Raw genomic sequence first — 12,630 nt, 5'->3', positions numbered from 1 at the left:
CCTTCGATCAGGTCAGGATGGGCGGTCCGCCCCAGTCGTCGTCATCGTCTTGCGGCGGGCGCGGACGGGACCGGCGGGTCGGGGGCCGGTCGTCTTCCGGGACGTCGCCGAGTTGCATCTCCTCGACCACGCTTCCGGTCGGACGCTCAGGTTCGGGCTCCGGTTCCGGGAATCTCTGCCGATACGAATCGACCACCGCGGTCACCGTCTGCTGATCGTCACCGACCGTGCGGGTCATGACTTCCGCGACGTGGTCGGTGATCCTCGACTGGGCGCGGCGCATGGTCGTCACGACCATGGTCGAGAGCTCCGCGCCAGCCAGGTCGCGGTGCTTGTCGCTGATCACCAGGTCGGTCACCGCGCCGGTGGCGTCGACGGTCACCCGGACGACGTCGTCGCGCGAGGACTCGGTCACCGACACCCGGGCGACCTCGGCCTGCATCTCCTGGTAGCGCTGGGCTTTCTCCTCGACCGCGGCGGCCCAGCGGCGCATCTCCTGCTCGGTCTGGTAGCCGTCCCCACCGAAATTCGGCTGGTTCACCCGTTTCCCCTCTCGGACTGCCGGGAACCTACCGTCACCAGGCCGGATACCGCACCTGCCACTCGGGGTCCTCGAGCGAGTTGTGCCTGCTGAACTCGATCAGCGCGTCCCTACCCAGACGCTCGATGACGTCCCGAAGTTCCAATTCCGCCAACCAGTCCGCCGGAATCGCGGCCACGCCGTGCGCCGCGCCCAGCAGGTTGCCGCAGATGGACCCGGTCGAGTCGCTGTCGCCGGAGTGGTTGACCGCCAGCAGCAGCCCGTCGGCCAAGTCGTCGGCGGCCAGCGCGGCGCACACGCCGATCGCCAGGGCCTCCTCGCCGACCCAGCCGCCGCCGAGGCCCGCGAGCGCCTCCGGCGAGGGCCTGCCGCGCTCGGCCAGCGCGACCGCGCCGTCGAGCGCCGCCACCGTCTCGGCGGAGTCCTCCCAGGTGACCAGCTCCGCGCGGACGTCGGCGATCGCGTCGGGCAGGTCGGCGTCGTCGAGCAGGCGGTGGACCAGGAACGCGAGCGCGCCCGCGGCCAGGTAGCCGCTGGGGTGGCCGTGGGTGAGCGCGCCCGCCTGCGCGGCGATCACGAACCCGTCCAGCGGGTCCTCCGACCACAGCGCGCAGGGCGCCGCGCGCATCACCGCGCCGCAGCCCTTGGAGTCGTTGAGCCGGTGCGACAGCGTCCCGCGCTCCGCGCCCGCGGCGTAGCCCTCCAGGGCGTGCAACACCGTGGAGCCGGGGGCGCGGCGGTGGAAGAGGTCGCGCTCGCCGATGAGCCAGCCGTCCGGCTCGGCCTGCATCGCGTACGACCCGGCCGCCTTGTGCCACGGCACGCCCTGGGTGTGCAGCCACCGCTGGTAGGCGTGCTGCAACACCGACGACGGGTGCTGCTCGAAGTACAGCAGCCGCTTGGCGATGTGGCCGCGGATCATCGCTTCCAGGGTGAACAGCGTCAGCTGAGTGTCGTCGGTGATCTTCCCCCGCCCGCCGTACGCGTCGGCGTACCCGGTCGTCCCGTCCGGCCCGAACCGCGCCCGGATGTCGGCGATCGAAAGGAACTCGACCGGCCCACCGAGCGCGTCGCCCACCGCGCCCGCGAGCAGGCAGCCGAGCCACTGATCGACCGGAATCACCCGGTCGTAGGGGAAATCACCGTCCACGGCCTCAGAGGTTAGTTGAGGGGCTCGTTTCGAGAACGCATGGTCAACGGATCGATTCCTGCAGTTCGCGCATCCGCGTGGCGATCAGCTGCGGCGTGCCGGGGACCGCGGTGACCGAGCTTTCGCCGCGGCTGGTCTTGTAGACCGCCCACCGGCCCTGCTGCACATCGATCGCGGTGATCCAGTCCGCGGCCCGCAAACGCTTTCCGCGCTGGTCACGTTTGGCGGTGTAGAGCTTCCCGCCACTGAGCCGGGGCTGCTTCATCAGCTCCTGCAGCCTCCGCGCCTGCGGCGGTGCCGAGGGCCGGGAGAACCCATCGGACTTGGGGGCGTCGAGGTCCGACAGGCGCACCGAGATCGACTCCCCGCGCGCGGCGGGCACGTTCGGCAGCCGGAACAGGAACGCGTCGAGCAGCCTGGTGGGCTCCACCCGCTCGAAGGTGATGGTGTTCTCGACCCGCTCGGCCAGAACGGCCTGCTTGCCGAGCGCGGCAGTAAGCACCGAATAGGGCCCCTCGGCGTCGTGGAACCAGCCGAAGTACTCCACACCCGCGCGCTGGATCACCGAGAGCAAGTCCAGGAAGTCCGGGTCCACCCCACGCGGCCCATTGATCCCGGCCGCGTCAAGCTCCCGCCGCAACCGCGCGTCGGTCTCCTGCTGAAACCGCGGCGAGTAGTACCGCGCACCGCCCGCGAAGATCACGTGCGGCTCGCCGAGGTTCGCCTTCTCCAGCAGCCGGAACAGGGTGGTGACCGAAAGCTCGACCTTCATCGCTAGCCCCCGATGACCGGGGGTGCGGTGATCTGGTCGGTGCCGAAGATCGCTTCGGGGTCGTCTTCCTGCAGGAAGGACGCGCGGGTGTGCTCTTCGTCCTCGCCACCCTGACCCTTGCCGCCGCCGCCCATACCGCCACCCATGCCCGCGCCGCCGCCACGACCGCCCGCGCCCGCGCCACCGCGACCACCCGGCCCGTGGTCGCCACCGGCGCCGAGCGCACCCGAGCGGCCACCCGCGCCGTGCTCACCGGCACCGCTGCCGAGACCGCCGCCGCGCATGCCCGAACCACCGGCACCACCCGCACCGCCACCGCCGCCGCCACCGCCGCCGCGGAGACCGCCCGGCCCGCCGCTTCCACGCCCGGTGCCGTCGGCACCGCGGCCGGTCCCGGTGCCGCCGGGACCGTAGATGTTGTTGTTGTTGTTGTTGTTCTGGTTCGACGGCCCGGGGTGATCGGTGGGCAGGGGGCGCACCTGAACCGGGTCGGGCTTGGTCTGGATGTGCTGGTTGGGCCTGGTCTCGTCCGTCTGCGGCTTGGTCGGGTCGACCGGCTCGATGGGCCTGGGATCCACCGGCTCGATCGGCTTGACCGGCGGCGGCGTCCACTCGTCACGGCCTTCATCGATGCGCCCCGGCGGCGTGTACGGATCCTTGTCACCGCCACCACCGGGTTCGACCGGCGGCGTCTTCCCGGGTGGCTCGATGGCGATCGAGCCACCGGGGTCCTGGATGTACGAGTAGTCCATCGGCAGCGCCTCATCATGCGCCATCGACTGATGGTCGTACGCCTCGTACACCCGGATGTTGTTGAGCGAGTCGGCTTCGTATTGTTCCGACTCGCTCGGGGTATCCGTGGCCCACGGCTTGATGTCGTCGAAGAACCCCGTCTCCGGCGGATTCTCAGCGACTGGCCGCACCGCCGAAGAGGCGGCGTGGAATCCGTCCGACTGTGATTCGAGGATCTTGGTGGTCTTCTGGAGGTTCTCCGCACCGATCTTGGACACGTCGATCAGCGGCTTCGCCGAACCAAGCGCGGCATCTCCCGCCGCACCCTCCCAGCCCGAAGCGATCTTGACTGACAGCTCAAGAACTCGGTTCGCCCTCGCCGCTTCGAGGACGGACTCGCTATGAGCAGCTGACGACGTCTGTTGAAGGCTTTCGGTTCCCTGAGCATGGACTTTCAAGGCTTGATAGATCTCGTAGGCAGAAAGTCCGTCAACGCCGAGGTGCGGATCCGTCATGTCAGGCCCCCGCCTTCATGCTCGTCGCAGCGTCAGTCGCGACCGTGGCAGCCACCCCACAGGGGTCGTGAGTCTGGCGCTTCGACTTAGACAGAGCGAGTGACACCATAAACATCCTGTTATCGGCGACACCGACGGCGACAGTGCAGATACCATCTCTCCGGTAATCCTTGGTGGAGTAAGACACTGCGGGAAATCCTTCAATGTCAGGCAAGACGTCGAAGAACGCGTAATCCTTATTCTTGTTCCCCTGATAAAAGCGGGTGATCCCGCGTGGCTTCAGCGTGTCCCACCCGAGATCGATGGCACCCGCGTCATCGGTTTCCCACGTGCAGACCTTGCCACCCTCGTCGGTGTTGACTTCGCCTTGGCCGACACCGTATTCGCGCAACTTTTCCTGCGTGAACACGGAGCAAGGGTCTGTCTCGAACTTGTCTGTCTTCAAGGGTGAGGAGACCTTTGGTGCCCCATACGCAGGCAAATCCGACGTCGGTTCGCTCGATTTCGTCGGTTTCGCGGAGGAAGGCGATGTTTCGCCTGATCCTTTAGACGCGATGGGTGTCCCCGACTGAGAGCTCTCGCACGCCGAAACTCCGATCAGGACCGCCACGACCGCAAGCGCGATGCGCATCCTCATCGTCAGATCCCTCCGGTAGTGCTGCGACTGGTGGGCTGATCATTGATTTGTGGCATCTCGTCTCCCCGATGCCGCAATTTGATCTTGCCTGCCTCGTCGGTCTTCTGGTAGCTATCGAGAGCTTGCTGGAATTTCACAGCCTGCTCCACGCAGTAGTCGTGCTTCAGCCTGACTGAGTCGAAATAGGAGCTGAATGAGGCGCTTGCGGTCATCGCGTGTCGCTCGCTCGCGTACTCCTGGCCTGGGCCGGAGACAACGGTGGCTCGTTCGGATAGACGCATGGACTCTCTGTACCCGTCGGCGAGTTCCTCCCAAGCCTTGACGATGGCACGGATCTCGTCCGGGGCGAATTTGAACTTCCCGCCGCTTCCCGGCGGTGGAGGCATGACCCCCCGCAAGCCTGCGCCCGCGCTCCCACCCAGTGCCGATGCGCGGTCCAGTGAACCCGCGATGCTGTCGAATGCGTCCATGCCGTCTCAGTCCCCCGCCCACTCCGCTGCGTGACGACCATACCGGCCCCGGCCGACGTCACGGGGGCGTTTCACCGCATTCCACCGGCTGCCGCACACTGTGGAGTGATGAGTGAGCACGAGAGGTTGGCCCAGTCCCCGACCGCCGACGCACCCTGGCGGCAGTGGGGCCCCTACCTCGCGGGTCGCCAGTGGGGCACGGTCCGTGAGGACTATTCCGCCAACGGTGACGCCTGGGGTTATTTCCCCTTCGAGCAGGCCAGGTCCCGCGCCTACCGGTGGGGTGAGGACGGGATCGCCGGGATCTGTGACCGGTTCGGGTTCCTCAACCTTGGCTTGGCCCTGTGGAACGGCCAGGACGAGATCCTCAAGGAGCGCTACTTCGGCCTCACCAACGAAGAGGGCAACCACGGTGAGGACGTCAAGGAGTACTGGTGGATCACCGACGGCACCCCCACCCACTCCTGGATGAAGTCCGTCTACCGCTACCCGCAGGCCGCCTACCCCTACGAGCGCCTGCGTGAGCTGGCCCGGGCCGCGGGCCGCGACGGGCGGGAGCCCGAGCTGGCCGACACCGGTGTCCTCGACGGCAACCGGTTCTTCGACGTCGAGGTGACCTACGCCAAGGCCGCGCCCGACGATATGTGCATAGAGATAACGGCGACGAACCACGGGCCCGACCCCGCGCCGCTGCATCTGGTGCCGCAGGTGTGGTTCCGCAACACCTGGTCGTGGGGGCGGGACGCCCGCAGGCCCGCGCTGATCGCCTCGACGGTCGACGGGTGGTCGCGGGTGGTGGCCGAGCACTCCAGCCTGGGCCGGTACACCCTGCATTTCGATGGCGACCCGCAGCTGCTCGTGACCGACAACGAGACCGACGAGGCTCTCCTCTTCGGCCGCCCCGCCAACCCGAGCCGGTACACGAAGTCCGGCATCGGCGACCACATCGTCAACGGCGACCCCGACTCCTGCCAGGTCGTCCAGGCCGCCTCCCAGCCCGGCACCAAAGCCGCCGCCTGGTACCGGTTCGACGAGGTCGCGCCCGGTGAGTCCGTGACCGTCCGGCTGCGACTCATTGCCGGTGACGGCCACGGCCGCGCGTTCGGCCGCAACTTCCAGGCGACCCTCGACGAGCGCCAGGCCGAGGCCGACGAGTTCTACGACCGCGTCCCCCTCGGCGACACGCCGGAGGAGAAGAAGGTCGCCCGCCGCGCGTACGCCGGGTTGCTGTGGACAAAGCAGCACTACCGCTTCCGGGTCCGCGAGTGGCTCGAAGGCGACCCCGCCCACCCACCCGCGCCCGATGAGCGGAAGGGGCCGTGGGCGCGCAACCGGCACTGGACGCAGATGGACGTCGCCGACATCGTCTCGATGCCCGACGAGTGGGAGTACCCGTGGTTCGCCGCGTGGGACCTGGCCTTCCACATGGTGGCGTTCGCCCAGGTCGACCCCGCTTTCGCCAAGGACCAGCTGATCCTGCTGTGCCGCGAGTGGCTCATGCACCCCGACGGCAGGCTGCCCGCCTACGAGTGGGAGTTCGGCGACGTCAACCCGCCCGTGCACGCCTGGGCGACGCTGCAGGTCTACCGGGCCGAGCAGCGCGCGACCGGGCACGGTGACCGGCTGTTCCTGGCCCGCGTGTTCCACAAGCTGCTGCTGAACTTCTCCTGGTGGGTCAACCGCAAGGACCCGGAGGGCAACAACCTGTTCGAGGGCGGCTTCCTCGGCATGGACAACATCGGCCCGGTCAACCGCTCCGAGCAGCTGCCCGACGGCTGGCGGTTCGAGCAGTCCGACGCCACCTCCTGGATGGCCACCTACGCGCTGCACCTCATGCAGATGGCGTTGGAGCTCGCCCGCCACGACGAGGCCTACGAGGACGTCGCGACCAAGTTCGTCGAGCACTTCCTGGCCATCGCCCAGGCGTCGACGCATTTCGGGTCGGCCGGGACGCCGATCTGGGACGAGGAGGACGGGTTCTGCTACGACCTGCTCTCCCGCGGCGGCGGGGAGTCCCGGCCGGTGCGGGTGCGGTCGATGGTCGGCCTGATCCCGCTGCTCGCCTCGGCGTCGCTGGAGCCGTGGGTGTTCACCGAACTGCCCGCGTTCGCCGACCGGCTCAACTACGTGCTGCACCGCCAGCCCGAGTTCGGCCAGTTCCTCACCTGGCGTGAGGACGACGGCAAGCGCAGCGCACTGCTGTCCCTGCTCGACGAGTCGAAGCTGCGCCGGGTCCTGACCCGGATGTTCGACGAGGGCGAGTTCCTCTCCCCGCACGGCATCAGGTCGCTCTCCGCGGCCCACCGCGGCGGCATCGAGGTCGACATCGCGGGCTACGGCCACCGCGTCGACTACGAGCCCGGCGAGTCCCGCACCCCGATGTTCGGCGGCAACTCCAACTGGCGTGGCCCGGTCTGGTTCCCGACCAACGCCCTGCTGGTCGAGGCGCTCACCGTGCTCGACGAGTTCCACCGGGGCGGCATCACCGTCGAGCTGCCGACCGGTTCGGCGAACAGGGTCACCGCGGGTGAAGCCGCCCGCGAGCTCTCGCGTCGGCTGTCGGCTCTCTTCTTGCCTGGTGCGGACGGCCACCGGCCCGCCGACGGCAAGCGGATCGAGGCGAGCGGCGGACCGCTGTGGGCCGAGCACATCACGTTCAGTGAGTATTTCGACGGCGACACCGGCGAAGGTCTGGGTGCGTCGCACCAGACCGGGTGGACGGCACTGGTCGCCGTCCTCATCGCGGGATGGCCGAAAGCTGCCGGCTGAGTGGACTTCTTTCGGTCTTGACCTTCATAGGGCGCAAATGATGCGTGCCGGGTCAACGTCGCGCAACAACTTGGCTGCGGTGACGTGACAAACAAACTAGTACTGCACATCACGCTGTGACGGTGGCAGTATGCGGGCACTGATCTGAACAAAGTTACGAGGAGTGACACCGTGGCGCACCGTTCCAAGCTTGCAGCGCTGGCGCTGCTGCCTGCGTTGACTCTCGTGGTCACCGTCGGCGCATGTGCCAAGTCCGACACCTCTGGTGGCGGTTCCGGCAGCGCGGCGCCCGGCGCGCCCGCCGTGAAGCTGGTCAAGACCGGTCAGCTGAACACCTGCACGAGCCTGCCCTACCCGCCGTTCCAGACCGAGGAAGGCGGCAAGATCGTCGGCTTCGACGTCGACCTCGTCGACCTCGCGGCGAAGAAGCTCAACGTCAAGCAGGAGTTCCAGGACGTCAAGTTCGACGTCATCAAGAGCGGCGCGGCCCTGAACTCCAACCAGTGCGACGTCGCCGCCGCCGGTATGACCATCACCGAGGAGCGCAAGGCGAACCTCGACTTCTCCAACCCGTACTTCGACGAGGTGCTCGCCATCCTGACGAAGAAGGGCGGCGCGAAGACCCTCGACGACGCCAAGTCGCAGAAGCTGCGCCTCGGCGTGCAGACCGGCACCACGAGCCTCGACCTGGCCAAGGCCAAGGGCATCGAGGCGACCGAGTACGACGACGCGGGCAAGCAGCTCCTCGCGCTGCAGTCGGGTCAGATCGACGTGATCCTGCAGGACCTGCCGGTCGTCAACGACTGGCTGAAGAAGCCCGAGGTCACCGAGAAGTTCGAGCTCGGCGAGAGCATCGAGAGCGGCAACCAGTACGGCTTCGCGGTCAAGAAGGGCAACGCCGAGCTGCTCAAGGTCATCAACGAGTCGCTCGACGCCGCGATCAAGGACGGCACCTGGGCCAAGACCTACAAGCAGTGGATCGGCTCGGAGCCCAAGTCCACGCCCAAGACCAAGTAGTCATGACCGATCCTTCGACCACACTTGCGGGCCCTGCCTCCGGCGGGGCCCGCAAGTTGTCTCCCCGCAAACGCCGCCAGATAAGCCTTGGCGCCCAGTCCCTGGTGCTGCTGGGCGTCGTCGCGGTCCTCATCCTCACTGTCGACGGCCAGCGGATCCAGGAGTCGTTCTTCGACTTCAAGGCCGCGAAGAACATGTTCCCGGTGATCTTCACCGTGGCGCTGAAGAACACGATCATCTACGCCGTCTCGGCGTACGTGCTCGGGTTCGTGCTCGGGTTGATCCTCGCGCTCATGCGCCTGTCGTCGTTCGCGCCGTACCGGTGGATCTCGCTGGCCTACATCGAGATCTTCCGCGGCCTGCCCGCGCTGCTGGTCTTGATGATCATCGGTTTCGGCCTGCCGATCGCGTTCGACGGCATGCAGTACCCGCTCGACCCGTACGACAAGGTCGCGCTCGGCCTTGGCCTGGTGGCCGCGGCGTACATGGCCGAGACCTTCCGGGCCGGTGTGCAGGCGGTGCCGCCCGGGCAGTTGGAGGCGGCGCGGTCGCTGGGCATGTCCCACACCCGCGCGATGATCTCCATCGTGCTGCCGCAGGCGGTCCGGCTGGTCATCCCGCCGCTGACCAACGAGCTGATCGTGCTGTTCAAGGACTCGTCGCTGGTCTCCGCGCTCGGGATCACGCTGGCGGCACGGGAACTGACCAAACTCGGGTCGGACGAGGCCATCAAGTCGGCCGACTCCACCCCGTTCGTGCTGGCGGGCGCCGCCTACCTGCTGATCACGATCCCGCTGGGGATCCTGGTCCGCCGGTTGGAAGCCAAGCAGCGGAAGAGCAGGTGACCCCGGTGAGCAACGCCGTCGAGATCGTCGACCTGCACAAGTCGTTCGGCGAACTCCAAGTCCTCAAAGGAATCAACGCGTCGGTCAAGACCGGTGAGGTCATCTGCATCATCGGCCCCTCCGGTTCCGGCAAGTCGACCCTGCTGCGCTGCGTGAACCTGCTCGAGCAGCCCAACGCGGGCCAGGTGATCGTCAACGGCGTCGACCTGACCCACCGCGACGTCGACATCGATGCGGCGCGGCGCAGGCTGGGGATGGTGTTCCAGTCGTTCAACCTGTTCCCGCACCTGTCCGTGCTCGACAACGTGACGATCTCGCAGCGCAAGGTCCTCGGCCGCGGCCGGGCCGAGGCGGAGAAGATCGCCAGGGACAACCTGGAGAAGGTCGGCGTCGGCGAGAAGGCCAGGGCGTTCCCGGCCCAGCTCTCCGGCGGCCAGCAGCAGCGCGTCGCCATCGCCCGGGCGCTGTCGATGGACCCCCAGGTGATGCTCTTCGACGAGCCGACCTCGGCGCTGGACCCGGAACTGGTCGGCGAGGTGCTCACGGTGATGCGGCAACTCGCCGATGAGGGCATGACGATGCTCGTGGTCACCCACGAGATGCAGTTCGCCAAGGAGGTCGCGGACAAGGTGCTGTTCATGGACGGCGGCTACGTCGTCGAGCAGGGCCCCGCTTCGCAGGTCATCGGCGCTCCGCAGCATGAGCGCACGAAGACGTTCCTCCGGCGCGTGCTCGACCCGACCCACCTCGATATAGCCGAGTGATCCCGCCGTCCCGTTCGCCCCGCCCACGCGCGGCGAACGGGACGGCGCACCGCTGGGGATGACCGGAAACCGCTGGTCCATCCGGAGGTTTCGCGCACTCAATGCAACCAACTTGGAACCAAGCGTGACCGGAATGCGTTTTACTTCTTGGGGTTGATCAACCGAGGAGAAGCGCATGGCGATCGCGGACTGGGCCGGGGAACCGGGCAGTGCGGTGTTGGATCCGCACCGGCCGAACCCGCCCGAGTGGTCGCACCTGCTCGCCGCGGACGTGCTCCGCGCGGTCGAGCCGGACACCGGGGGCGTGCTGCGCAGGCGCAAGCCCGCCACCGCGCCGGTGTTGACCGTCTCCGACAAGTTCCTGATCGGCGAACTCGACCTGCGCGGGGTCGAGTTCCCTTACCTCCTGGAGTTCGTCCGCTGCCGGTTCGAGTCCGCGCCCGATCTCCGGCAGGGCAAGCTCGCGGGCGTCGAGTTCCGTGACTGCGCGCTTCCCGGGCTCTTCGGGCGGAACCTGCACACCGACAACGACGTGCTGCTGGTCGCCGGGACCGTCGTGCAGGGCACGGTCGACCTGGTCGACGCCGAGATCCACGGATCCCTTGTGCTGCGCGGAAGCAAGCTCTTCGGCGCGGGTGGTCCGGCGCTGCACGCCAACCGGCTGCAGCTCGCGGGCGCCATGCTCGCGGCGAACCTGCAGGCCGAAGGTGAGATCCGCATCCCCGGCATGCGCACCGGCGGCAACGTCAACTTCGCCGGCGCGCTCCTCAACAACCCCAAGGGTTTCGCGCTCAACGGCAACGGACTGCAAGTCGGCGGCAACCTGCACCTCACCCCGGACGGCGCGACCGGCGCCCCGTTCCGCAGCGTCGGCCAGGTGCTGCTCGCCAGTGCCCGCATCGACAGCGACTTCTCCTTGCGCGGCGCCAAACTCGCGCCCCGCACGGAGCACTCGCGCCCGGTTCCCCCGGACGACCCGTTCTACGACCCCAACGCCACTCTGGTCGCCGACCGGTCCAAAGTGGACGGCAACGTCAATCTGGACCGAGGCTTCGCCAGCAGCGGCACGGTCCGCATCGTCAACGCGCACATCGGCGGCTCGCTTCGGCTGGCGCACGCCAGGGTCGACCTCTCCGGCGGCCGCGAGACGTTCCGCGACGACGCGGACGGCCCGCGGCCCGGTCCCTACACCGACCGGTCCCTGCACTTCGACGGAACCGAGGTCCGCGGCGGCATCGACGCCCGCGACGCCCGCATCGCGGGCCAGGCGCGGTTCGTCGACGTCAAGGTCCAAGGCAGCGTCCTGCTCGACCGCGCCGTGTTCAGCAACCGTTCGGGCGACGCCTTCGAGGGCAGGCGCTTCACCGTCGGCGGCAACCTCGATGCCCGCTCGGTCACGGTGTTCGGCTCGCTGCTGCTGCCCGGCATCACGATCGGCGCCAACGTCGACCTGCGTGGCAGCAAGCTGCTGGCACCCGGCCACTACCACCGCGACCGCTCCCCGAAGCCGTCGCTCGACCTGCGCGTCGCCCACATCGGCCGAGACCTGATCTTCGCCGACAGCCACGCCGAGGGCGAGATCCGCATCCGCCGCGCCGAAGTGGGCCGGGAGACCAACTTCCAACGCGCCTGCCTGGCGAGCGGCACCAACGGCGTCGCGCTCAACGCCTATGGCCTGCAAACGCAGGAACTTCGCATCGACGTCGGCACACCGCCGGGCGGTCGGGTCGACCTGCGGCACCTGCACTGCGCCGCCCTCGCCGACAACGAAGCCCTGTGGCACGCGGCGGGCGGCATCGAACTGCAGGACTTCCGCTACGACGCCCTCACCGCCCCGGTCGGCCTGGACGACGACGGCCGCATCGCCGAGCGGCTCGCCTGGCTGCGACACGGCATGCGCGACGTCTACCGCCCCGGCGCGTACGACCAGTTCGCCGCGATGCTGCGCGCTTCCGGCAACGAGGAACAGGCCGCCACCGTGCTGGTGGAGAAACAGCGCCGCCGCTACGTCGCCCTCGCCGACGGCGCGCGCTTGACCCGGCCGGGAATCCACGCGTGGAGCTGGTTCCAGCGGTCCATGGTCGGCTACGGCTACCGGCCCACCCGCGCGTTGGCCTGGCTGATCGCCTGCCTGGTGGCGGGATCGGTTTGGTTCGCCACCATCGAAACGCCCCATGAGTCCAACGAGGACGATCACCTCGTCTGGAACCCGGTCCTCTACACCCTCGACCTGATCGTGCCCATCGTCGACTTCGGACACAAGAACAAGTGGACGGTCGGCGGCGCCTCACAATGGATCGCGGCCGCGTTGGTCGCCGCGGGCTGGATTCTCGCGACCACGGTCGCGGCCGGTGTCACGCGAATGTTGCGGCGCAACAATTAGCTCTTCCACTGAGCGCCCGCGCGGGGCAGGATGCA

General features: G+C 68.2%; 11 protein-coding genes. 5 read left to right on the top strand and 6 right to left on the bottom strand.

Features of this window, described 5'->3' with window-relative positions; all coding sequences use genetic code 11:
* Nucleotides 1-7: 7 nt before the first annotated feature.
* From C8E96_RS07550 to C8E96_RS07525, 6 genes are all read right to left on the bottom strand, one after another.
* Entirely contained in the window at nucleotides 8-541 is a 534-nt protein-coding gene (locus C8E96_RS07550) for a YbaB/EbfC family nucleoid-associated protein (protein ID WP_091376646.1), read from the bottom strand.
* Nucleotides 542-575: 34 nt separating this feature from the next.
* On the bottom strand, nucleotides 576-1,691 hold the full coding sequence (locus C8E96_RS07545; protein ID WP_091376643.1) for an ADP-ribosylglycohydrolase family protein: 1,116 nt from the start codon (nucleotides 1,689-1,691) through the stop codon (nucleotides 576-578).
* A gap of 43 nt (nucleotides 1,692-1,734) precedes the next feature.
* On the bottom strand, nucleotides 1,735-2,463 hold the full coding sequence (locus C8E96_RS07540; protein ID WP_091376640.1) for an ESX secretion-associated protein EspG: 729 nt from the start codon (nucleotides 2,461-2,463) through the stop codon (nucleotides 1,735-1,737).
* A gap of 2 nt (nucleotides 2,464-2,465) precedes the next feature.
* Nucleotides 2,466-3,473 carry a hypothetical protein gene (locus C8E96_RS07535; RefSeq protein ID WP_091376637.1) on the bottom strand — a complete coding sequence of 336 codons (1,008 nt, stop codon included), beginning with the start codon at nucleotides 3,471-3,473 and terminating at the stop codon, nucleotides 2,466-2,468.
* Between the two features lie 238 nt (nucleotides 3,474-3,711).
* A complete protein-coding gene (locus tag C8E96_RS07530; protein WP_228769977.1) occupies nucleotides 3,712-4,341 on the bottom strand; it encodes a DUF3558 domain-containing protein in 630 nt (209 codons plus the stop codon).
* Nucleotides 4,342-4,349: 8 nt separating this feature from the next.
* Nucleotides 4,350-4,817 carry a hypothetical protein gene (locus C8E96_RS07525; protein ID WP_091376631.1) on the bottom strand — a complete coding sequence of 156 codons (468 nt, stop codon included), beginning with the start codon at nucleotides 4,815-4,817 and terminating at the stop codon, nucleotides 4,350-4,352.
* A 108-nt stretch (nucleotides 4,818-4,925) separates the two neighbouring features.
* On the opposite strand from C8E96_RS07525, the gene C8E96_RS07520 reads away from it, so the two are divergent.
* The 5 genes from C8E96_RS07520 to C8E96_RS07500 all read left to right on the top strand — a co-directional run bounded on the left by C8E96_RS07520 (nucleotide 4,926) and on the right by C8E96_RS07500 (nucleotide 12,595).
* Complete coding sequence (locus tag C8E96_RS07520) at nucleotides 4,926-7,586, top strand: MGH1-like glycoside hydrolase domain-containing protein (protein ID WP_091376628.1); 2,661 nt, start codon at nucleotides 4,926-4,928, stop codon at nucleotides 7,584-7,586.
* A gap of 171 nt (nucleotides 7,587-7,757) precedes the next feature.
* Nucleotides 7,758-8,603, top strand: a complete 846-nt coding sequence (locus tag C8E96_RS07515; RefSeq protein ID WP_091376625.1) for an ABC transporter substrate-binding protein — start codon at nucleotides 7,758-7,760, stop codon at nucleotides 8,601-8,603.
* Between the two features lie 2 nt (nucleotides 8,604-8,605).
* The gene (locus tag C8E96_RS07510; RefSeq protein WP_091376623.1) at nucleotides 8,606-9,448 is read left to right on the top strand and encodes an amino acid ABC transporter permease; all 843 of its coding nucleotides are present in this window, start codon (nucleotides 8,606-8,608) and stop codon (nucleotides 9,446-9,448) included.
* Nucleotides 9,449-9,453: 5 nt separating this feature from the next.
* Entirely contained in the window at nucleotides 9,454-10,212 is a 759-nt protein-coding gene (locus tag C8E96_RS07505) for an amino acid ABC transporter ATP-binding protein (protein ID WP_091377056.1), read from the top strand.
* Between the two features lie 175 nt (nucleotides 10,213-10,387).
* Nucleotides 10,388-12,595, top strand: a complete 2,208-nt coding sequence (locus C8E96_RS07500; protein WP_091376621.1) for a hypothetical protein — start codon at nucleotides 10,388-10,390, stop codon at nucleotides 12,593-12,595.
* Nucleotides 12,596-12,630: the final 35 nt, after the last annotated feature.

The sequence above is a fragment of the Actinokineospora alba genome, assembly GCF_004362515.1.
Classification (GTDB): Bacteria; Actinomycetota; Actinomycetes; order Mycobacteriales; family Pseudonocardiaceae; genus Actinokineospora; species Actinokineospora alba.
Note: the sequence above shows the minus strand (reverse complement) of the source record. Positions and strands in the feature narration are given on the sequence as shown.